Annotated in this window: 21 protein-coding genes; 7 read left to right on the top strand and 14 right to left on the bottom strand. The window is 49.3% G+C overall.

Translation table 11 applies throughout. The features are described from left to right. A partial coding sequence (locus tag Q0231_RS07655) for an NAD-binding protein (RefSeq protein ID WP_299346860.1) occupies nucleotides 1-260 on the top strand: 260 nt, incomplete at its 5' end. A 32-nt stretch (nucleotides 261-292) separates the two neighbouring features. Here the strand turns inward: Q0231_RS07655 and Q0231_RS07650 are convergent. Further along, entirely contained in the window at nucleotides 293-1918 is a 1626-nt protein-coding gene (locus tag Q0231_RS07650; RefSeq protein ID WP_299346858.1) for a diguanylate cyclase, read from the bottom strand. A 329-nt stretch (nucleotides 1919-2247) separates the two neighbouring features. On the opposite strand from Q0231_RS07650, the gene cpaB reads away from it, so the two are divergent. From cpaB to Q0231_RS07630, 4 genes are all read left to right on the top strand, one after another. Further along, nucleotides 2248-3408, top strand: coding sequence for a Flp pilus assembly protein CpaB (gene cpaB / locus Q0231_RS07645; RefSeq protein ID WP_299346856.1), 1161 nt, complete (start codon nucleotides 2248-2250; stop codon nucleotides 3406-3408). Between the two features lie 181 nt (nucleotides 3409-3589). Beyond that, nucleotides 3590-4960, top strand: coding sequence for a type II and III secretion system protein family protein (locus tag Q0231_RS07640; RefSeq protein ID WP_299346854.1), 1371 nt, complete (start codon nucleotides 3590-3592; stop codon nucleotides 4958-4960). Beyond that, the gene (locus tag Q0231_RS07635) at nucleotides 4957-5196 is read left to right on the top strand and encodes a hypothetical protein (RefSeq protein WP_299346852.1); all 240 of its coding nucleotides are present in this window, start codon (nucleotides 4957-4959) and stop codon (nucleotides 5194-5196) included. Before Q0231_RS07640 ends, Q0231_RS07635 begins: the two co-directional genes overlap by 4 nt. Before the next feature lie 159 nt (nucleotides 5197-5355). After that, the gene (locus Q0231_RS07630) at nucleotides 5356-5883 is read left to right on the top strand and encodes a hypothetical protein (RefSeq protein ID WP_299346850.1); all 528 of its coding nucleotides are present in this window, start codon (nucleotides 5356-5358) and stop codon (nucleotides 5881-5883) included. Nucleotides 5884-5909: 26 nt separating this feature from the next. On the opposite strand, the gene Q0231_RS07625 is transcribed toward Q0231_RS07630, so the two are convergent. From Q0231_RS07625 to Q0231_RS07565, 13 genes are all read right to left on the bottom strand, one after another. Then, nucleotides 5910-7085 (bottom strand): hypothetical protein, encoded by a 1176-nt coding sequence (locus Q0231_RS07625; RefSeq protein ID WP_299346848.1) that lies wholly within the window; start codon nucleotides 7083-7085, stop codon nucleotides 5910-5912. A 405-nt stretch (nucleotides 7086-7490) separates the two neighbouring features. Beyond that, entirely contained in the window at nucleotides 7491-7682 is a 192-nt protein-coding gene (locus tag Q0231_RS07620; RefSeq protein ID WP_269393198.1) for a hypothetical protein, read from the bottom strand. 57 nt (nucleotides 7683-7739) lie between these two features. Next, on the bottom strand, nucleotides 7740-7949 hold the full coding sequence (locus Q0231_RS07615; protein ID WP_269393197.1) for a cold-shock protein: 210 nt from the start codon (nucleotides 7947-7949) through the stop codon (nucleotides 7740-7742). A gap of 317 nt (nucleotides 7950-8266) precedes the next feature. Continuing rightward, a complete protein-coding gene (locus Q0231_RS07610; RefSeq protein WP_299346844.1) occupies nucleotides 8267-9847 on the bottom strand; it encodes a peptide ABC transporter substrate-binding protein in 1581 nt (526 codons plus the stop codon). An 88-nt stretch (nucleotides 9848-9935) separates the two neighbouring features. Continuing rightward, nucleotides 9936-10916, bottom strand: a complete 981-nt coding sequence (locus Q0231_RS07605) for an ABC transporter ATP-binding protein (RefSeq protein ID WP_269393195.1) — start codon at nucleotides 10914-10916, stop codon at nucleotides 9936-9938. Next, a complete protein-coding gene (locus Q0231_RS07600; protein WP_299346842.1) occupies nucleotides 10913-11923 on the bottom strand; it encodes an ABC transporter ATP-binding protein in 1011 nt (336 codons plus the stop codon). Before Q0231_RS07600 ends, Q0231_RS07605 begins: the two co-directional genes overlap by 4 nt. Beyond that, nucleotides 11920-13107 carry an ABC transporter permease gene (locus Q0231_RS07595; protein WP_299346840.1) on the bottom strand — a complete coding sequence of 396 codons (1188 nt, stop codon included), beginning with the start codon at nucleotides 13105-13107 and terminating at the stop codon, nucleotides 11920-11922. The genes Q0231_RS07600 and Q0231_RS07595 overlap by 4 nt, the downstream gene beginning before the upstream one ends. Beyond that, nucleotides 13104-14033 carry an ABC transporter permease gene (locus Q0231_RS07590; RefSeq protein ID WP_269393192.1) on the bottom strand — a complete coding sequence of 310 codons (930 nt, stop codon included), beginning with the start codon at nucleotides 14031-14033 and terminating at the stop codon, nucleotides 13104-13106. Before Q0231_RS07590 ends, Q0231_RS07595 begins: the two co-directional genes overlap by 4 nt. A gap of 207 nt (nucleotides 14034-14240) precedes the next feature. Then, nucleotides 14241-14744 carry a GAF domain-containing protein gene (locus Q0231_RS07585; RefSeq protein ID WP_269393191.1) on the bottom strand — a complete coding sequence of 168 codons (504 nt, stop codon included), beginning with the start codon at nucleotides 14742-14744 and terminating at the stop codon, nucleotides 14241-14243. After that, nucleotides 14728-15504, bottom strand: coding sequence for an ABC transporter ATP-binding protein (locus Q0231_RS07580; protein ID WP_269393190.1), 777 nt, complete (start codon nucleotides 15502-15504; stop codon nucleotides 14728-14730). Before Q0231_RS07580 ends, Q0231_RS07585 begins: the two co-directional genes overlap by 17 nt. Beyond that, on the bottom strand, nucleotides 15501-16334 hold the full coding sequence (locus Q0231_RS07575; RefSeq protein WP_269393189.1) for an ABC transporter ATP-binding protein: 834 nt from the start codon (nucleotides 16332-16334) through the stop codon (nucleotides 15501-15503). Before Q0231_RS07575 ends, Q0231_RS07580 begins: the two co-directional genes overlap by 4 nt. Further along, nucleotides 16335-17237: an ABC transporter permease gene (locus Q0231_RS07570; RefSeq protein WP_299346836.1), complete on the bottom strand. Its 903-nt coding sequence runs from the start codon at nucleotides 17235-17237 to the stop codon at nucleotides 16335-16337. It abuts the gene before it with no gap. After that, nucleotides 17234-18247, bottom strand: a complete 1014-nt coding sequence (locus Q0231_RS07565; protein WP_299346864.1) for an ABC transporter permease — start codon at nucleotides 18245-18247, stop codon at nucleotides 17234-17236. The genes Q0231_RS07570 and Q0231_RS07565 overlap by 4 nt, the downstream gene beginning before the upstream one ends. A gap of 241 nt (nucleotides 18248-18488) precedes the next feature. Between Q0231_RS07565 and Q0231_RS07560 the strand changes: the two genes are divergently transcribed. Next, nucleotides 18489-19067, top strand: a complete 579-nt coding sequence (locus Q0231_RS07560; protein WP_269393187.1) for a helix-turn-helix domain-containing protein — start codon at nucleotides 18489-18491, stop codon at nucleotides 19065-19067. Nucleotides 19068-19151: 84 nt separating this feature from the next. Beyond that, nucleotides 19152-20735, top strand: a complete 1584-nt coding sequence (locus tag Q0231_RS07555) for an ABC transporter substrate-binding protein (RefSeq protein ID WP_299346834.1) — start codon at nucleotides 19152-19154, stop codon at nucleotides 20733-20735. Nucleotides 20736-20757 lie beyond the last annotated feature (22 nt).

The raw sequence follows: 20757 nt of genomic DNA, 5'->3' as shown, positions 1-20757 counted from the left end.
ATGTTATTTCTAAAGGTGCAGCCGGCTCATGGCAGATGGAAAACCGGGGTGCGACAACGCTCAAGGACGAGTTTGAATTTGGCTTTGCTGTTGATTGGATGCGCAAAGATTTGGGCATGTGTTTGGCTGAAGCGGATCAAAATGGGGCCTCACTGCCCCTCACCGCACTTGTTGATCAGTTCTACAAAGAAATTCAATCAATGGGCGGCAACCGATGGGATACATCAAGTCTTATGCGCCGACTGACCCGAGACAATTAGGTCAAAACATCGTAACCATTGTTAGGTAGGCCTTAGGCCCAACTCACATCACTTCCTTTTGCGGGCAGTGCATATGCTTCCACCCTGTCACGGCCATTGGATTTGGCGTGATAAAGGCGGGCATCCGCAACAGCAAATACATCCAGCGTATTGCGTCCTTCATGGGACATTGCGATGCCCGCGCTAACAGTGACACCTAGGTCTGCCTCAAGTGCTTGCCAATCGTATGAAGCGATGTGTTTTCGAATGCGCTCACAGATAATCATTGCGTTTTCAAGTGAGGCACGGGGTAGCAAAATCGCAAATTCCTCGCCACCAATTCGCGCCACCAAATCAGTAGAACGACAATGTTCTTGCAAGATATTTGCAACTATGCGCAACACATCGTCGCCCACCAAATGAGAGTATTCGTCATTGATCTGCTTGAAGTGATCAAGGTCCAATATCGCCAAGGCGTAGGCGGTGTTGCGATCTGCGTCTAGCTGCAACATGGCTTGATCAAAAGCGCGTCTATTTGCCAGGCCGGTTAGTGCGTCTTGGTGGGCCTCTTTTGTCATCTGCTCCGCATGCACATTCGCGCGATTCAATTGATCGCGCATATCCCGTACATTGCTTTTGTATTCCGCCATTCGATCTTGCCAATAAGCACGTCGCGCCAATGATTTCTTGAAGTGATTGTGATAGAGTTTGAAGGCACCGAATGCGGCTTCAAAATCTCCCGCTGCTTCATATGCTTCGGCAACGCGCCGATGCGCATTCATCACATTATCCGCATCAGGATTTGCTTTCGCCGCCTCCAAAGCCTTATGGCCATAAGATATGGCAAGTTGGTGGTTACCGGACCTGTTCGCAACTTCGCTGCGTGTATAAAGATAGTGCACAGCTCCTACGTCCATCAACCCTTGTGGGAGCTTGCTAACCTCAGTTAGCATTTGCTCTGCTGTATCAAAATCGCCATGTACGGCCGCGCATTCCGCCCCATTGCATAGCGTCACAAATTGGTACCAGGTTTGCCCGTTTTCCTTTGCCGCTTTAGCGGCTTGTTCCGTCCACATTAATGCAACTTGATAATGGTCCTTGTGACCCTGCTCATCATTCTGCTCAAGCGCAAAGTCCGCAGAGCGGGAATGAAAAAAACCACGATGCAGCGGCAAAACTGCGCGCATGGAAGCGAAGTTGTGTTCGTCCTGGATAGCTTGAGCGCGGTCGAGCAAGATCTCCGCTTTTTCAAGATTGGAAGCGATAACAAAAACAATGGCTTGGACGTCCAAAACCCGCACCTGCAGCTCGATGTCGCCATTTTGTTCAGCCCACTCCCACGCTTTCATGGATTCATTGTAGGCATCATCGGAAAGGCCAACCTGCATGAGCACGCGAGCGTGGATAAAGCAGGCATAGGCAAAAAGCGCGGGATCATCGAACTGATTGAAAAGCGCGAGAGCATTGTGAATATGCTCCACGGCCTGTTTCGGCTTGTGCAACCAACGGTAGGAACGAGAAACTTCAATGCTGGCACGCGCGATTAGATGCGGGTCGCCCAAACCTTGCGCCATTCGAAGAGCGTCCATGTCGCATTGAAGCGCCATTTGTGGATTGCCGTCCAGATAGTACTGGAATGCATCCTGGAGCAGTTCTTCAATTTCAATCCGCGAGGTCATTTGGAAGCGAAGTCCATCAAATTCAAATTGGGTTGGCCGAGTTTACCTGAACTTAGTTAACTGTATGTCGCCAAAATTGCGGCTGGGCGTGCGAAGTAAAACATGCGGCTCTTTGCAGCAGTTTTTGCTTTGCCAATTGGGGGAAAACAACGTGTTAGCCCCTGCCAGCACCGCTCAATATGTTTGCCACAGTGGTTAAAATGTGGTGGTCGCGATGTACGTGTTTTTATCTAATTTTCATACCAACCAGTGAACTCTCTATCGTAAACTGCTTCGATGAGAAATCGTGCCGCGCAATTGGCACCAGCATCAACACCAGCGAGGGCGTTTTGCACAGACGTATTCTAACCCCACCGATCAAAATGGATGAAGATTTTGTGGCAGAACCATCATTGGAAGCCGCGCCGGATGTTGAAACCCAGCCATCGCCAAAACCTGTGGCTGTCCCCAATGTTGAAGAACGTCACCCCGATGCACCAGATGGTCAGGAACGCCGGAAGGGGGACCGTCGGCAAGGAAATGATCCAAATTATAGAGGTCCTGAACGTCGACAAGGTGATCGGCGCAATATGGATAAATTGCGTTCTGAATTGAACTGGCAATTGGCACCAGAAGTGGAAAACAAAATCTTGCGCGGCATGGGGTTTAAAGGCCAAAACCGTTCCAGCTTCAAACCCGCACGCTTGATCCTGCTTATGGTGGCACTTTTTGCGGGTGGGCTTGCCGCTTTTTTGTCCATGCAAGGCAAGGAAGAAGTTGCGATTGCCACTCCCATTGAAATTGTTCGCGAACCCATAGTTGAGGTCTTGCCCCGCATTCTGGTGGCAAAACAAACCGTTGAGATGGGGCAGCGTTTCACAAAGGATCATGTTGAGTGGCAAGATTGGCCGACAAAACTGATGCGCGATGACTATATAACCTTTGAGGATGTTCCAGGCGCTATCGATGGACTGGTGGGCACAATTACGCGGTTCGAATTTTTTGCCGGGGAGCCCATTCGTGAACAAAAACTAGCGCGTGATACTGGCGGATATATGTCCGCCCTCATAAGTAAGGGTATGCGTGGGGTATCTGTCACAGTGTCCGGGCAAGCGGCATCTGGTGGCTTCATCGTGCCCAATGACCGCGTGGACGTTGTCTTGACACGCGATGCGCCTCAGGGTCAGGTCTCAGAGACAATATTACGCAATATCAGGGTGCTTGCCCTCAACGCGCGTGTCGGCGAATTAGGGGCCACCGGCGACCAAGTTGATCGAGACGAGATCTATGCCGAAATGGTGGAAGATCAGGTCATAGCAACCTTGGAACTTGATCCCGCTGAGGCCGAAATTATCGTTGGGGCAACGAACATTGGCACCTTTGCTTTGGTGTTGCGCTCAATGGTGGATTTTTCACAAAGTCGAGACCTTGCCCGCAGCGGTGTCAATCAAACCATTCGACTAACCAGCCCATTCTGGAACCCACCGGCCAGTGCGAGCGCCCTACATTGACCCAATTTAAGCATCGTCACTGGCGACTTTGGCCGTTAAGCCGTTATTGATGTTGCGGTGATAGCATCGCGCAATAAACATAGAAAATGCGGTAGAGAAGCGAAATTTGATCGCAAGAAACAACAGTCAAAATCGTACGGGTACTTGTATGAAAATGTCACGATACTTGGCGCAATGCCACTTGAAAGTTCTTTGTGCAGTTTTAACGGCGATTTTTTGTTCTGTTGCGACCCCGTCAGTGGCCCAAACGGTCAACTATGATCTAAGCACAACCTCAGTCTTGCGGATCAATCTGCCGGTTTCCCAAGCGATTACCGTGGTTGTGTCTGAACCTGTTACAAAAATTGTTAGTGCCAACCCCTCGATTGCTGAAGCTCAACCAATCACGGATAAATCGCTCTATTTGGTGGCAAAGTCATTCGGTACCACAACGGTCAATTTGTTTTCAGAAGATGGAACGCCTGTTGGGCTTCTGGCCGTTGAGATCAGCGCTGACGTTGGCGATATGTCCCGCTCCATCAGAGCTGCAATTCCCAATTCGGATGTCAAAATTCACACGATCAATGGTCGCATTCGGCTTTCAGGCTCCGTCGTCGATGAATACTCGATGCAAAAAGTCCTTGAAATCGTTGACCAATACGGCAGCCCAGCGGTGATAAACACCATGACCATTAGCGGGGGCAGACAAGTCAATCTTGAAGTGCGCATTCTTGAAGCGCAGCGGGACGCGGGCCGCCAACTTGGCGTTCAATGGGGTGGCTCAGTTGGTGGTGTAACCGCAACGATCGGAAACAATAGCGCCGATAGTCCATCTTCGGGCGCAAAGTCCTTCTCATCATTTGTCGCGACCGTATTGTCTGGTGCTACCGGAACCAGCCTAAATGCAACAATCAATGCCCTTGAAACAAAACGATTGGTGCGCACGCTGGCGGAGCCAAATCTAACGACACTATCCGGAATTAAGGCGAGCTTTTTGGCCGGGGGGCAAGTGCCCATTCGTGTGCGCGCATCAGATGGGTCCACAACGCTTGAATATCGAGATTTCGGGGTCAGATTGGTCTTTACGCCGGTGGTTTTGGATGGGGGAAGAATTCAAATTCACTTAACGCCAGAAGTGAGCAACATTGGGAGTTTCACAACCGCAGGCGATCCCATATTTAACACCCGCACGCTTGATGCAACGGTGGAATTGCGTGATGGGCAAAGTTTCTCTGTGGCAGGCCTGCTGCAAAACAACACCAACCTTAGTCAAGATCAGCTGCCTTGGATAAGCGACGTGCCGGTGATCGGCTCATTGTTTAAATCCTCAGGGTACAAAAAGCACGATACGGAACTGGTGGTTATTGTAACACCAAGACTTGTACAACCCGCCGTGCCGGGGCAAATTCTTGCATCGCCATTGGACGCTAGTTTGCCAGCAAATGATTTTGAGTTTTTTGCCTTGGGCAAACTTGAAGTAACACCCAAAATGATCAAAGGATTTCGAGCCGGAGCAGGGGTTGTTGGCGCCTACGGCTATGATATTGATTTGGGCGAGGAGAGCGGACAATGACTAGGCTTTCACACATCGTAAATGTGGCCATCTTGGCGCTTGCCTTTGGTGCATTTTCTGTTTTGGCGGGCTGCTCATACGACTATGCCCAGCGCACCGATCGTGTGGCACATAATGCGGGCAATGCTGTGCGCGCCAATCTTGAGCAATCCACCACAAATCCATCTTCATCAGCTGCAAATTCAGTCGGCGGCTTAGGCAAAAACGGCAAAGTAGTTCCAGACGCAGAAGAGTAGTTAAGAACAAAACTGATGGAGCTGCTTAAGCTCTCATTAAGTCTAGAATCAACATTTACCCTCCCATTTACAAAGCATACTCCGCAGTTTGCTAAGCTCGTTCCAGCTTGATCGCCGTTGCAATGGCGACCGAGCAACCACAATTTCGGGGCTTAGCAAATGAGTGTTCATTCGATAGGAAAAATGCATTTTGGACTGGTTCTGATGGTCTTGGCCGCATTGTCGATGTCCGGATGCACAACCGCAAACTTTGCAAGCTCAAGCGCCTTTGGCGGCAAACGATTGGAAGTCGCAGACATCTCAGATAAAGGCAGCTATACAGCCGCCGGTGCCCTGACCGAAGCACGATCTCATTTTCGCAACAACAATTTCGGTTATTCAGCGGCTTTCTATAAGCGCGTCGTAGAGCTGTCCCCTAAAGACCCTGAGGGGTATGTTGGGCTAGGTGCATCTTACGATATGCTTGGACGCTTTGACCTGTCAGATCGCGTCTACAAAGCCATGTACAAGCTTACTGGTGCCACAGCCCAATATTACAACAATTTGGGCTACTCCCAAATGTTGCGTGGTAATTTGAGCGCGGCCTACACGAACTTCAAAAAAGCAGAAAAAATCGAACCCGACAGCATCATTGTGGCGAACAATTTGCAGTTGTTGGCAGATGCCGCCTCATCAATTAGTGCTTAGAGTTTCTATCGCATTGGGCTTATCTCTTAGTCGTCTCGTTGTAAGTTTAGCCGTGAAAAAATATTTGTAATAATTTGGATCATCTCACTTTGCTTTTGGCAGCCCGTCTTGTGAAAGATAGATTGGAGCTGGTTGCGCGCAGTATTGTAGGATAAGGCGTTAACCTCCGCATAGTGGCGAAGTGAATCGCCCGCAGCAATTGCACATGCCAATCGCGCTTCAGCCGGCGTTATGTGCAAGGCAGCCTGTACCAATTCTTCTTTTGGAATGTTCATGTGATTGGGATCAATCAGCAGCACCAGCACCTGCCGCTCAATCGGGGTGCCAAGAAGTGTGCGTTGTGGTGCATCTGAAGGTAAGGGTGCCACAAACGCGAGCATTGGTTTGTGTAGCGGCAACAATAACCGGGTAAACAAATGCAGTTGATCAGCGATCCCCGATGTCTCTGGATTGGACATCTGTCGAATTTTCTGCTTCAGATTTTTATGGTCGAGAAATGACAAAAAGTGGAGCTTGCCTTTTTTCACGTCCATGACCCGCCCCGCCCGCAGCAAATCTTCTCCAGCATCATTGATAAACGACACCTCTAACGCCGAGTTGCAGATGAGAGTTGGTGTTGAAAATCTGTGCAAGGCGTGTTTGAGGCCGGATTTCTCAATCAAACAGCCTTCCAACTGACGCAGCATCTCCATGCTTCGGCGAATATGTGGCGCTAGGCATGCAACCACATTCTGCGCCACAGCTGCATCACGTGCATAGCGCGCATTGTAATTGTTGCTCCAATGCAAGAAACGGGTTTTCTCCATGAACAATGGAAGCCCAAAGGTCTGGCCAACATCGCCATTTGGTTTTAGATAGTCGTTATAAAATTCAGTTTTGGATAGCTCGTCGTCGGTCATGACGTCTTGACCAACGCTTATACGCATAATGCTGGCAGTATCAGCAATATATTTCCTATAGGGATTTACGTCGGCATAATGCTCCAAATATGCATTTAGGTTGCTCTCACTTACGCCCCGAAAAGCAAACAGCAGATTAAACCTATCCCTTATGTCGTATCCGTGGAAGGCGGTCATCATAAAGGGAAATGCATCATGGAATACGCCCAAAACGTCATCCAAAGATGCTTCGCCCGTGCCAATCATATAAGTTTGTGTAATTAAATCGTCATAAAGTCCGATAGTAATCTGTGGTGTTTCCATAGCGCCAAATATTTGCGTTGGTTAGCGTTTTGAGTGTCCTCTTTTGCAAGAATTGCGTGAGATCATAGTATAGAAGTGCATGCGCAATCATAGTGCATTTGCACTACATCAATGAGTTAATTGGCTCTACATAAGGATAAAGCGTGTAATTATTCACGCTGAACAGCAATAGTCTTGGAAAATGAAATGGCTGCAATTGGCTTTCTGCGCAAATGTCATCTTTGCGATTTCGCTTTGCCACCGGCTCGCTAAAGACAGTCAGACAACCGCAATCTATGGGCTGTGGGGCTTTGTTTTCAAAGGACATGCGTCGCTGGCGGGCCGCGAAAGCGGGACAAACCGGATCGCGCAAAAAGCGTAGTTTTATAAAACAAATCTAGAGTTGGAGATGCGAAAAAGGGCTGCTTACTTCCCAGCTTTGCCTTTTTTTGCAATCGCGCGATCTGCTTCTTCTTTAGCAAGACGAAGAGCTTTCAAGCGAGCTGTGTTTTCGCTCAGCTTCTTTTCTTCTTCTTGTTTTTCGCTCAATGCGACTTTCTTTGTGCGCTCTAGCGCAGCAAAACGTTCTTCTGCTTTAGTTCTTAAAATACTGATCATTCGTGGTTCCTTTGCGAAAAAAAAAGGGCCGCGCGAATGCGCAGCCCAAATCGCAATTTAGTCAACCAACTCAAGATTAGTTGCAGATTGCTTGCCGTCACGGCCGCTCTCTAGCTCGTAAGAGACTTTTTGACCATCAGCTAGGCCTGAAAGACCAGCTTGCTCAACAGCAGAAATATGCACGAATGCATCTTTGCCACCATCGTCAGGTGAAATAAAGCCGAAGCCTTTTGTAGAGTTGAAGAATTTTACGGTGCCGTTTGTCATGGCTGATACCTTTAATATAGTTGCTTGGCGCTTCTAGCGCACAAGCGAGATCCCCATGGGCGACATGCACATGGGTTGAAACGTTTTCGAAATCAGGGGAAGCCAAACAAACCGGATAACCGGAAGATCAGATAGCCAATGACGGCTTTAAACGCGCTCTGCTTATATGGGCCATTTCGTGCCACAATACAAGGTACTTATTCCAAAGGGCAAATTTCGCATAAGATTGAAGTCTTCAAATCGCAAGAACAATGGCACCTTTGCAAGAGTTGTGCGAAGGGGCACCGATGAAGGTGCCCCAATGCTTATTCGGCTAACTATTTTGCAATCGATACATCGCGGAAATAGGGTACGCCAAGAACCGAGCGCCAGAACCCTTTTACGTGGCTGCCCATCATCATATAGCTGTTGCGATGGTACATCGGCAGGATCACGTGATCATTCATCATGATGCCTTCGGCCTTCGCCATTTCAGCGAGGGAAACTGCAGGGTCATTAGCTGATTTTGAGGCAGCAATTGCCGCGTCATAATCAGCATTTGCCCATTTGGCCAAATTGTTTGGGCTATCTGAAACAAAGTTATCAAGGAAAGTCATTGGGTGCGGATAGTCAGCGCCCCAACCCATTTGTGCGATTTGATATTCAACTTTTTGCACTTCTGGATAGTAGACTTTCCATTCACTCACGGCGATTTCAACATCGATGTTGAGATTTTTCTTCCACATTTGCTGAATGGCTTCGAGCAATTTCTGGATTGGCGGCGATGCGTAAGTTGCAAACACTGTATCCGGGAAACCTTCACCGTTCGGGTAACCAGCTTCAGCCAGCAACGCTTTTGCTTCTTCAATTTTTGCAGCTTCACCCAAGCCATAGTCGCCCGCCGCGTCGCGGAAGTCTTCGCCCGCCACATTCATGCCGTAAGGCACAAGCGCAACCGCTGGAACGTCTGCAGATTGCAACACAAACTCAACGATTTCTTCGCGATCAATTGCCATTGAAAGGGCTTTGCGCACCCGCACATCATCCAATGGTTTTGCAGCTGGGTTAAAGAACGCATAGGTGGTGCCCAAAGATGGGATCACCAAAAACGCATCACTTTCAACGGACAAACGAGGAATTTCAGACGCAGGCACCGATTCAATGCCATCCACATCGCCAGATTCCATTGCCGCTAGCGCGGTTGATTGCTGGGCAATCAGGCGGAAGGTGAGTTTGTCCAAGCTGACTTCGTTGGCGCCATAATAGTTCGGATTCTTCTCAAAGACGACGCTTTCACCGATGTTGAACTCGGTCACACGGAATGGACCGGTGCCAATGTAAGTTGCAGCATTGCGTGTCCAGCCTTCAGGGTCCGCTTCCACAATATCCTGACGCACAGGGAAATATGTCGCATAAGGCAACAATTGCATCATGTAGGGCACGCGCTGTCCCAAAGTGAAGGTGAACGTGTGATCGTCTGGCGCAGAAATCTGCGGATCAACGCCTGAACCTTCAAAGAATTCTTTCGCGCCCGCAATATGATAGAGCAGGGCGGTGTTTTTCGCGCCACTTGCTGGCGTTAGAACACGCTTCCAAGCATAAACAAAATCACTGGCGGTGACAGACTGACCGTCCGACCATTTTGCGTCTTTGCGCAAATTGAACGTGTACGTTAGACCATCATCAGAAATCGTCCAGCTTTCGGCAAGTGCAGGCACAACCGCGCCATCTGGTGCGTGTTTAACCAAACCTTCGAATGTGTTGCCAATAATTGGCGCTGCGAAGGTCTCATTGGTTGTGCCTGGGTCAAATGAATCAGATTCATTGTTCACAACATAAGTGAGTGAATTTTCGGCGTAGGCCGCGCCGCCAAGCAACATGCTTGCCGCGGCAAAAAGCGATATTAGACGCTTTTTCATATCGATTCCTCCAATTAAGTCAGGTCATGGCCTGACGTCTTTTATGTGAGGTTTTCACCTCTTTTTTGTGACCCAACTAGGGATTAGGTCACGGCTCTGCATAGTGACAGGCGGCCAAATGACCATCTGTCAATTCTTTCAATTTGGGTTCGTTCGTTGCGCACAATTCGGTGGCCAAAGGGCAGCGCGTTCGAAAACGACAACCAGAAGGCATATCAATCGGGCTCGGGATTTCCCCTTGCATTTCCTCGATTTTGCGCTTGCGCGCCTCAACCGGGTCGGCAATCGGGATCGAACTCAGCAACGCTCGTGTGTAGGGGTGTTTAGGGTTCTCATAAAGTTCATCATTGTCCGCCAACTCAACGATCTTACCCAAATACATTACGCCAATCCGGTCAGATATGTGGCGCACCATGGACAGATCGTGGGTAATGAACAAATAGGTCAGCCCAAGGTCCCGCTGCAGGTCTTCAAGCATATTGACCACTTGAGCTTGAATGGAAACATCAAGCGCAGAGATCGGTTCGTCACAAATGACCAATTCTGGGTTCAGGGCGATCGCGCGCGCAATCCCAATGCGCTGCCGCTGCCCGCCAGAAAACTCGTGCGCGAAGCGCATCGCATGGTCCTTGTTCAGGCCAACGATTTCAAGCAGTTCATGCACCCGCGCAGTGCGGCTTTGCGTGTCGCCAATATTTGCAATTTCCAGTGGTTCTGCAATCAGGTCATGCACCGTCATGCGACCGTTTAGTGATGCGTAAGGATCTTGAAAAATCATCTGCATGCGCTTGCGAAACGGCATCAAACTCTTTTGATCAAGAGCTGCGATGTCTTCGCCGTCAAACTTCATTTGCCCAGACGTCGGCTCATAGAGCCGAATAAGGGTGCGGGCGAGGGTGCTTTTCCCACATCCGCTTTCGCCCACCAAACCAAGTGTTTCTCCACGATTTATCGTTAGATCGACGCCGTCAACAGCCCGCAGATATTTTGCGTTGCGGCCAAAAAGGCCGCTGCTGACTTTGAAATGCTTTTTGAGGTCTAAGAGTTCAACCAAAGGTGTCTTGCTCATGCTGCTCCCTCATCATTTGTTGGGGCGTCAGGGTGGTGCAGCCAGCACTTGGCCTTGTGGGTTTGTTGATCACCCATTTCAAAAATTGGGGGAACTTCGCCGACACAAATCTGCATTGCGCGCAGACAGCGCGGCGCAAATGGGCACCCCACCGGGGGACGCAGCATGTCCGGAGGTGATCCTGGAATTGGCCGAAGTCGCTCTTTGTGAGCAGTGCGCAGTTTTGGCACGGACGTCAAAAGCCCTTGAGTATAGGGATGGTTGGGGCGCGCGAAAACCGTGTCGACCGAGCCTGTTTCCATCACCATGCCGCCATACATAACCAAAATTCGATCGGCAACTTCAGCGATAACCCCCAAATCATGGGTGATGAGAATGATCGCCATGCCAAGGCGCGCTTGAATTTCTTTGAGCAACAATAAGATCTGCCGCTGGATCGTAACGTCCAGCGCCGTTGTTGGCTCGTCGGCAATCAGCAACTTTGGATCACAACATAAGGCGATTGCAATCATCACCCGTTGGCGCATGCCACCGGAAAACTCGTGTGGATATGAATTAAGGCGCGACGCGGCCTCTGGGATTTTCACCAGCTCAAAGAGCTCGATTGCCCTTTGCCGCGCCGCTTTGCGGGAGGAACCGCGATGGGCAACAATGGTTTCAATGATCTGCTCGCCCACCGTAAGTGTTGGGTTTAAACTGGTCATTGGATCTTGGAATATCATGGCGATGTCATCGCCACGCAATTTGCGCATGTCATGCTCAGCCAGTTTTAGCAGATCTTGGCCTTCAAAATGGGCTTGCCCAGCAACAACTCGCCCATTGCTTTTAAGGAGCCGCAATATTGACATGCAAGTGATCGATTTTCCCGATCCACTTTCGCCCACAATGCCCACAATTTCGCCGGGTGATACGTCAAAACTCACCCCGCGCACAGCCTGTACTTCGCCGCGAGACGTGAAAAAACTTGTGGTGAGATCTTTAACTTCAAGCAAGGGATGATTGCTCATGTGCGCAACCTTGGATCAAGTGCATCGCGTAACCCATCACCTAAAAAATTGAAGGCAAACATGGTGAGGCTGATCGCAGCAGCGGGGAAAAACAGCTGGTAAGGGTAAGCGCGCAAAGTCTCTACCGCTTCGCTGGTTAGAGTGCCCCAGCTCGCCATTGGTACGCTCGCCCCAAGTCCGATAAAGCTCATAAAGCTTTCAATAAAGATGGCGCTTGGGATCAAAAGGGTTAGGGTCACCAAAATTGGACCGATCGTATTGGGCAATAGATGGCGTGTTAGAATGCGCCAAGTCCCCGCGCCCATGGTTCTTGCCGCATCTACATAATCTTGGTTTTTCAGCGTCAGCATTTGCCCGCGGACAATGCGGGCCATATCCACCCAAAATACCGTGCCAATGGCAACTATGATTGAGATGAAGCCTGATTGCAGCACCACCATCATCAAGATCACATAAAGCGTGAGCGGAATGGTGGCGATGACTTCAACAATCCGCATCATGACATTATCGACATTGCCGCCGAAATATCCCGAGATGCCGCCATAGAATATGCCGATAAAAAAGTTGACCAATGTGGCGATAAACGCAACGGTCAAGGAAATGCGCGCCCCATATAACTGACGTACCAACACGTCGCGCCCCAAACTATCCGTGCCAAACCAATAGGTTTGATTCCACTTGGTGCCATAAACCGCGAGCTGGTTTTCCTCAGCATCAAGCAGGCGCGCGGGCAGCTGACTAAAATCGACAAAGACCTGTTGATCACCAAATTCGTAGATATGACGTTTTTTTATCAGGTCTTTCTTTTTTGCGCGCAAAATTGACTTCAGAGCACCGTGTTCATTTGTCTCATAAAGCTTGAAATTGCCACTGTTCATGAAAAAGTAGGTTGGAGCACCTTGTCCGTCATCCACCTCATAAACTTCCAAAATCGGCGCAATATTTGATAGTTTTAAGTCCTGATCGTAATAGGTGTGCGGTGTGATCAGCGGCCCTAAAAATGCAGCCCCAATCAAAAATAAGATGAAGGTAAGGCCCAGCATCGCTGGCTTGTTTTGCCAAAGCCGTTGGCGCACGTCTTGCCAATAGGTAAGGCTAGGTGCAGCGATATATTCCGCCTCGCCTTTTCCCAATCTTGCAGGCGCCCAATTTTTACTGGGAATTGAGGTTTTTGCGTCGCTCATTTGGATTTCTCCGCAAGTTTGATGCGCGGATCAAGCAGCATATAGAGCATATCAACGATCAAAATCATGACCATCAGGAATGCGGCATAAAATATGGTGATGCCCATTATGGTTGTGTAATCCCTGTTCGAAATCGACAGCACAAAGTGGCGGCCAATTCCGGGCAAGGCAAAAATCTGCTCAATCACAAAAGAACCGGTCAACAAGTTCGCCACAACAGGGCCAAGCACAGTCACAATGGGGATGAGCGCGTTGCGCAAGCCGTGTTTGAACAACACCGTAAAAGGGTGAAGTCCTTTTGCTTTCGCCGTGACCATATAATCCTGGCCAAGCACTTCCAAAAGGCTGGAACGCGACAAGCGCGCAATAAAGGATAGCCAAAAACCAGAAAGCGCAACCACCGGCAAAATGTAACCGCGCCAATCGTCTAACCCAAATGTGGGCACTAGATTTAGTTTGAGAGCAAAGAAATAAAGCGCGACCGTTGCCACCACATAGGAGGGGATGGCAACACCAATGGTTGCAAACATCATTACGGCGGTGTCTTGCCACTTGTTTTGGTTGAGCGCGGCTAAAACACCAAGCGGAATGCCAAGTGCTGCAACACACAAAAGGGCCAAAAACCCTGTTTGTGCCGTTACCGGCAGGCCGTCCAAAATGAGATCGTTCACCCGCACGCCCGGGTACTTGAATGAAGGGCCAAGGTCGAACGTCAGAATGCCTTTGAGGTAGTTTATATATTGCACCCAGATCGGGTCATCTAGGCCAAATTTTGCGTTCAAGGCTGCTTCTATTTCTGGGGCGAGCATTTTTTCTGAAGTGAAAGGGCCGCCGGGAATAGCATGCATAAGGAAAAACGTTAGCGTAATGATCAAAAACATCGTGATGATCATCATGCCGACGCGTTTGGCTAAATATGCCAACATCCCAGTTGTCCCCCTTCATTTCGATGAGCAAATTTTATTTGCCCTTGCTGTTTTGGTACCCGGATTTGTCCGGTTAGATTGGATGGTAAAGTTTTTTCGATAGAAGTAAAACTATTATTATCCGCTTGGAATAAATTTCGTTGTGAAAAGTGTAACCAGCCCTAAGTGGCTTGCAAAAATGATCGGCCTGATCACCTATTGTTGCCTTTATCCAAAGCTGCGAGCCAGCAAGTAGGCAAGTTGGGCGGGTTGGTGAAAGTGGGAAGTGATATAGCGCACCTTCTGCTCATCATAATGTTGCTCTGCGTGCAAAAGATTGACTGTACCAACCAACTCGCCAGCAACTCGAACGGGCAAGTTGACTACGGAGCCACATCCAAGCGAGGCAATTAGTCCATGGTCTGGGAATACATCGGCCAAACCATCGATTGTATTTGCAACGAAAGCGCGGTTTTGTATGTGCACAACGTCAAACCAATCATCGCGCGTAATCGGTTTCTCCCCAGTTACAGGATAGCTTTGCTCGTCAGAACTATAGCTGCGCCGCGCCACTCCATTTTCCATGTCAACATCCATAAATGTGAGCAGTTTTGCCCCAACGGTTTGGTCAACCAGTTTCTGAAATGCAGCCCATCCGTTGCAGCCGGTCGCTGAATTGGTGATTTCATCGTAGAATGATGCAATTGCGTTGTTGTTATTGTGCGTGGTCATTATGCGGTGTCTTTTCGTTTGAACCTGAGTGAAGGCGAGAAGCTTGCAGCAATTCCTTTGAGTAGGCGTGTGCCAATTGGTTTGACTTAAGTTGTGAAACATCTGCGGTCTCAACAATTTTTCCGCTACGCATAACCGCCAGTCGATCACACAAAAACGAGACAACAGCCAAATTGTGGGTCACCACCAAATAGGTCAAATTCTGCTCTTTTCTGATCCGCTTAAGCAGATTGAGAATTTCCGCTTGAACTGAAACATCGAGCGCTGAGGTTGGCTCATCCAGCAACAAAAACCTTGGTCCAAGCATTAGCGCTCGCGCAATGGCAACCCGTTGACGTTGACCGCCAGAAAGTTGGTGAGGGAACCTAAACCGGTATCTCTCATCCAGTTGCACATTTTCCAGCTGTTCGATTACCCGGGCGCTTTGATCCTTTATGCCGTGGATCTGCAGCGGTTCCGAAAGGGTTGCATCAATGGTTTTTCTTGGGTGCAGTGAACCATAAGGGTCTTGGAAAACCATCTGACATTTTGTTGCAATCTCGGGGTCAATTGAGCGCCCTCGAGCGATCCCATCAACTTCAATGTCGCCGGTCCAATTGGTGGCCAACCCAGCAATAGCTTTTAGGACGGTGGATTTCCCCGAGCCGCTTTCCCCCACCAAAGCAAGGCTTTCTCCCACACTGACATCAAGCGAAACATCGTGTGTGACTGTCGTGTTCCCGTAAGAAACATTGAGGTTTTTGATGTGAATGCCGCTCATGTTTGGCTCCCTGATGTACGTTCAAACACCGGCAACCACTCGCGATCTTCGTCAATTCTTGGCATCGAAGCGAGCAAGCCTTTCGTGTAGGGGTGTTGTGCTGCATGCAACTTGTTTGCCGCACATTCTTCAACGATTTCCCCCGCGCGCATGACAAGAATGCGGTCACAATAGCTAGCGACCAGATTGAGATCATGGCTGATTAAAATTAGGCCCATGCCTTTGCTGGTCACCAAATTATCAATAATGTCGAGCACTTGCGCTTGTACCGAAACATCTAGTGCGGAAGTTGGCTCATCCGCGATCAGCAAATCAGGTTCGGGCACCAACATCATCGCAATCATGATGCGTTGACCCATCCCGCCGGAAACCTCATGTGGGTAAAGCCCCAAAACGCGTTCAGGGTCTTCAATGCGAACACTTTTCAGCATAGCTAGGGTTTTTGCCCGCACCTGGCTTGGTGAAAGCCTTTGATGCGTTTTGATCGCTTCTGCAATTTGGTCTCCAACACTCATCACAGGATTGAGTGAAAACTTGGGATCTTGCATCACCATAGATATTCTTGCGCCGCGTATGGCGCGCATGTCCCGCTCGCGTCGGGTCAAAAGGTCAATGCCATCAAAGCTTAACCTGTCTGCCTTAACCCGTCCGGGCGAACGAATGAGCTTCAAAATTGCGCGGCCAGTCATGGATTTGCCGGAGCCACTTTCCCCAACAATGCCCAAGCGTTCCCGCCCTAGGGAAAGCGAAATGCCTTTGACAACGTCAATAGGGCCATTGTTCGTGGGGAAAGTGACTGTAAGATTATCTATATCAAGCAAATTGCTCATCTATTCGCTCCCATGTTTGGGATCAAGAACATCGCGTAAACCGTCACCCAAGAAACAAAACCCAAGGCTGACAAGAATGATGGCGAAGCCGGGCATTGTTGCAACCCACCACTGATCCAAGATGAACACCCGACCACGTGAAATCATTGCGCCCCATTCTGGCAACGGCGGTTGCGCCCCCAAGCCAATAAAGCCAAGCCCTGCCGCTGTTAGAATGATGCCCGCCATATCAAGCGTAACGCGCACGATCATTGATGAGGTACAAAGGGGCAAAATATGGCGCGCAATAATGCGGGTTGAAGAGGCGCCTTGAAGTTTTACCGCTTGCACAAATTCGGCGTTTCGAATGGTCAGCGTTTCAGCCCGAGCGATACGCGCATAGGCAGGCCATGAGGTGATCGCAATGGCGATAATGGCATTTTCAATACCAGGCCCCAATGCGGCAACAAACGCTAACGCAAGAATGAGCTTTGGCATTGAGAGGAAGATGTCCGTTATGCTCATCAATACCCTGTCCGCCCAGCCACCGAAATAGCCAGCGATCGCGCCAACAACAAGGCCAAGAGGTGCAGCAATCACGGCCACGAGCATGACAATTGTCAGGGTGATCTGGCTGCCAAAAACCACACGAGACCAAATGTCTCGACCCAACTCATCGGTTCCCATCCAGTGGATGCTGCTTGGCGGCAATAGGCGATTGGAGAGATCTTGAGCGATCGGTGAATGCGTGGCGATCCAGGGTGCAAATAAGGCTGTAATGATCAGCCCCCCAATTATGATTGCACCAATCACGGCCAACGGATTGTGCGCAAGTTGCAGGCACACAACATACAATCGGCCCAGTTGCGCCTGCGTTCGAGATTTTGGTGCATCGTCAAGCAACCACTGTTTTGAAATAATCATGAGCGTGCCCTTGGGTCTAAGATGCGGTACATAACGTCTGAGAATTTGTTGATGAAAATGAATACCGCCCCGATCACCAAAGTGGAGCCAAGAACTGCGTTCATATCTGCGTTCAACAATGCTGTTGTGAGGTAGTTGCCAATTCCCGGCCATGAGAAAATGGTCTCAATCATCACTGAACCCTCCAGCAGGCCGGCGTAGGATAAGCTGATGACAGTGATCAGTTGAATTCGAATGGGTTTGAAAGCGTGTCGCCAGATCACAAAAAACTCAGGGACCCCTTTAACGCGCGCTGTCGTCACATATTCTTGACTGAGTTGATCAAGCATAAATGAGCGTGTCATCCGGGCGATATAAGCGAGGCTGAAAAACCCAAGAATCGTCGCGGGCAGCACGAGATGGCTTACGGCATTCCAAAAAACATCAATTTCTCCGGCGATCAAAGTGTCAATCAGCAACATGCCGGTGACAGGTGGGATCATGCCGTCAAAGAACACATCAATTCGCCCCGGCCCTCCTGTCCATCTAAACCGGGCATAGAATATTGCAAGTCCGACTAGGCCAAGCCAAAAAGCGGGAATGGAATACCCTAGTAGCCCAACAGTTCTGATGACTTGATCTAACCAACTGCCTCGGTGCGCAGCTGCGGTAACCCCCATTGGCACGCCAATCACGATGCCGATGATTATACCTAAAGTTGCCATTTCCAGCGTGGCCGGAAAGACGCGAATAAGGTCTTCTATAACAGGTTGGCGTGTGGATATTGAAAGGCCAAAGTTGCCGTTAAGGACGTCCCAGATGTAGCTGACAAATTGCAAAGGAATGGGGCGATCTAGACCCATCTCAATTTTGGCCGCTTCATAGACTTCATTGGATGCCCGGTCGCCAACCATGGCCAACACAGGGTCGATTGGCACAACCCGTCCAATAAAGAACGTAAGGGCTGCTAGCCCCAAAAAGGTAACGGCGATGGTTGCGACAAATTTTGCAAATGCCGTTCCAACTTGCACAGCCCGCGCAAAATACCTGCTCAACGCCTCTGTTTGTGAAGCTGCAATCGCAGTGTCGTCATTTTTGTTCACGGCCCACCCCATTTAGTTCACGCACTTTGGTTGCATCCAAAGCCTTCAATCCAACGCGCCAGATCTCTTTTTCTGCACGGCTGGCTCTACTAGAGCAAAGATTTCGCTTGGAATATACAAAAATATTTGCTTAAATCAAAAAAATTATGATGAAAGAAAAATTATTGTTATGCCCTTGACGAGTGAACGCAAAGATTTGGATGTTTCCCAATTGGGAGACAGCATTCGTGCAAAGCGCAAACAAGCGGATCGTACCCTTGAATCGCTGGCGGTCGCTGCTGGTATTTCGATTGGTTATCTCAGTCAGGTTGAGCGCGGCCACGCCACGCCATCTCTGGGCACTTTGCAGCGTATCGCGCAGGCCCTTGATGTAAATCTCGACTATTTTATCGCCACACCAACAGCGATGGATGCGGTTACCCGCGATCAAGAACGCCCTACGTTTTTCGTGGGCAGCTCCTCAATTTCATATGAACGCATTGGCGCGGATTTTCGCGGCGGCGAGCTGTCTTCCTTCGTCCTAAATATTCCGCCAGGTTACCGAAGTGAAACTGTAAGCCATACCGGAGAAGAGATCGTCTACGTGCTTGAGGGAACACTCATGCAGGTGGTTGGTGAAGAGAAAATGCGTCTGAACGCGGGCGATAGCCTGCATTTTAGATCCAATGTCCAACACCGCTGGTGGAACGAAAGTGAGACCGTCGTGCGCCTGTTTTGGGTAGGCACATCGGACATGTTCAAAAAGTAATCTAACACCGCCTTGTCGGGCGGCTTTGGCAACTGCCAAAGGAAATGACAACTCGATAGCAAGCTTTGAAAAGGGATAAGGGAAATGAAGCTATTTAATGCCGCGCTACTTTCCGTAGCGCTCACAATTACCGCAGGGGCGCCAGGCGTCTTTGCAGCAACACCAGACAATATGCTGGTTGTTGCCCAAAACATCGACGACATCGTCGCAATTGATCCGGCACAGGCCTATGAGTTTTCGTCAGGCGAATTTGTCACCAACGTTTACGATCGTTTGGTGCAATATGATGCCGAAGACACAACAGTTTTAGCGCCAGCTTTGGCCTCAAGCTGGAGCGTTGATGACGCCAATAAAACCATCACTTTCTCCATGCGTGAAGGGGTGACATTTCACTCTGGAAATCCTGTGCGTCCCCAAGACGTAGCGTTTTCATTCAAACGTGTCGTTGATCTGAACCTAACCCCAGCATTCATTCTGACCCAACTGGGTTGGACCAAAGAAAATGTTGCTGACATGGTCAAAGTTGACGGCAACAACGTCATTGTTAAATATGAAGGCGATTTCTCATCTGCTTTTGTGTTGAACGTTTTGGCGGCCCGTCCGGCATCCGTTGTTGATGAATTGACCGTAATGGCCAACCAAGTTGATGGCGACATGGGCAACGCATGGTTAAACGGCAATTCTGCTGGTTCCGGTGCATTTAAATTGCGCACTTATCGTCCGGCAGAAATTCTAACTCTTGATGCAAATCCTGACTATTTCAAAGGCGCACCAAAGGTTAAGTCTGTTATCATTCGTCACGTGGCAGAATCCGCAACTCAACTCTTGTTGTTGCAATCCGGTGATGTTGATATGGCGAAAAACCTTACCCCTGATCAGATTGCGGGTATGGGCGAAAGTGAAAAAGTTGTCACCTTCCCTCAAGCTGCGGTTCACTTCTTGTCATTTAACCAAAAAATTGACAGCCTGACGAACCCAGCAATTTGGGAAGCTGCACGCTACTTAGTCAATTACAACGGCATGGCTGACACCTTCTTGAAGGGTCAAATGGAAGTTCACCAAGCGTTTTGGCCAAAGGGTTTCCCTGGCTCACTTGATGAAACGCCTTACAACTATGACGTTGAAAAAGCTAAAGCGATCTTGGCTGACGCAAATATTGCGACGCCAATTACGGTAGAACTTGATGTGATCAACGCTGCTCCATTTGTTGATATGGCGCAAGCACTGCAAGCAAGCTTTGCCCAAGCGGGCATCAACTTGGAAGTCTTGCCAGGTACAGGTAGCCAAGTCATCACGAAGTACCGCGAGCGGACGCACCAAGCTATGTTGCTTTATTGGGGCCCAGATTTCATGGACCCACATTCGAACGCATATGCTTTTGCGTATAACTCGGACAATTCCGATGAGAACTATCAAGCAACCACAACATGGCGTAATGGCTGGGCGGTTCCAGATGAGTTGAACAAAGGCACAAAAGCCGCGCTCGCTGAACCCGATCTTGAAAAGCGTAATCAGATGTATATTGAGCTGCAAAAAGAAGTGCAGGCCAAGTCACCAATCGTGATTATGTTCCAAGCAACATATGAAGTGGCAATGCGCGCCAATGTTGAAGGCTACGTAAATGGCGCCACATCTGACTTCGTATTCTATCGTTTGGTCACGAAGTAATACCCAGCACTGGTCTTAAAAG

The organism is uncultured Maritalea sp. (assembly GCF_937139385.1).
GTDB lineage: Bacteria > Pseudomonadota > Alphaproteobacteria > Rhizobiales > Devosiaceae > Maritalea > Maritalea porphyrae_A.
The sequence above is the reverse complement of the archived record's forward strand: the minus strand, read 5'-3'. Positions and strand labels throughout refer to the sequence as shown.

What these genes read in the sequence shown, in the direction of transcription:
- Q0231_RS07650 (WP_299346858.1), bottom strand. Translation starts at nt 1,918, where the DNA reads ATGACCTCGCGGATTGAAATTGAAGAACTGCTCCAGGATGCATTCCAG.
- Q0231_RS07635 (WP_299346852.1), top strand. Translation starts at nt 4,957, where the DNA reads ATGACTAGGCTTTCACACATCGTAAATGTGGCCATCTTGGCGCTTGCC.
- Q0231_RS07630 (WP_299346850.1), top strand. Translation starts at nt 5,356, where the DNA reads ATGAGTGTTCATTCGATAGGAAAAATGCATTTTGGACTGGTTCTGATG.
- Q0231_RS07625 (WP_299346848.1), bottom strand. Translation starts at nt 7,085, where the DNA reads ATGGAAACACCACAGATTACTATCGGACTTTATGACGATTTAATTACA.
- Q0231_RS07620 (WP_269393198.1), bottom strand. Translation starts at nt 7,682, where the DNA reads ATGATCAGTATTTTAAGAACTAAAGCAGAAGAACGTTTTGCTGCGCTA.
- Q0231_RS07615 (WP_269393197.1), bottom strand. Translation starts at nt 7,949, where the DNA reads ATGACAAACGGCACCGTAAAATTCTTCAACTCTACAAAAGGCTTCGGC.
- Q0231_RS07610 (WP_299346844.1), bottom strand. Translation starts at nt 9,847, where the DNA reads ATGAAAAAGCGTCTAATATCGCTTTTTGCCGCGGCAAGCATGTTGCTT.
- Q0231_RS07605 (WP_269393195.1), bottom strand. Translation starts at nt 10,916, where the DNA reads ATGAGCAAGACACCTTTGGTTGAACTCTTAGACCTCAAAAAGCATTTC.
- Q0231_RS07600 (WP_299346842.1), bottom strand. Translation starts at nt 11,923, where the DNA reads ATGAGCAATCATCCCTTGCTTGAAGTTAAAGATCTCACCACAAGTTTT.
- Q0231_RS07595 (WP_299346840.1), bottom strand. Translation starts at nt 13,107, where the DNA reads ATGAGCGACGCAAAAACCTCAATTCCCAGTAAAAATTGGGCGCCTGCA.
- Q0231_RS07590 (WP_269393192.1), bottom strand. Translation starts at nt 14,033, where the DNA reads ATGTTGGCATATTTAGCCAAACGCGTCGGCATGATGATCATCACGATG.
- Q0231_RS07585 (WP_269393191.1), bottom strand. Translation starts at nt 14,744, where the DNA reads ATGACCACGCACAATAACAACAACGCAATTGCATCATTCTACGATGAA.
- Q0231_RS07580 (WP_269393190.1), bottom strand. Translation starts at nt 15,504, where the DNA reads ATGAGCGGCATTCACATCAAAAACCTCAATGTTTCTTACGGGAACACG.
- Q0231_RS07575 (WP_269393189.1), bottom strand. Translation starts at nt 16,334, where the DNA reads ATGAGCAATTTGCTTGATATAGATAATCTTACAGTCACTTTCCCCACG.
- Q0231_RS07570 (WP_299346836.1), bottom strand. Translation starts at nt 17,237, where the DNA reads ATGATTATTTCAAAACAGTGGTTGCTTGACGATGCACCAAAATCTCGA.
- Q0231_RS07560 (WP_269393187.1), top strand. Translation starts at nt 18,489, where the DNA reads ATGCCCTTGACGAGTGAACGCAAAGATTTGGATGTTTCCCAATTGGGA.
- Q0231_RS07555 (WP_299346834.1), top strand. Translation starts at nt 19,152, where the DNA reads ATGAAGCTATTTAATGCCGCGCTACTTTCCGTAGCGCTCACAATTACC.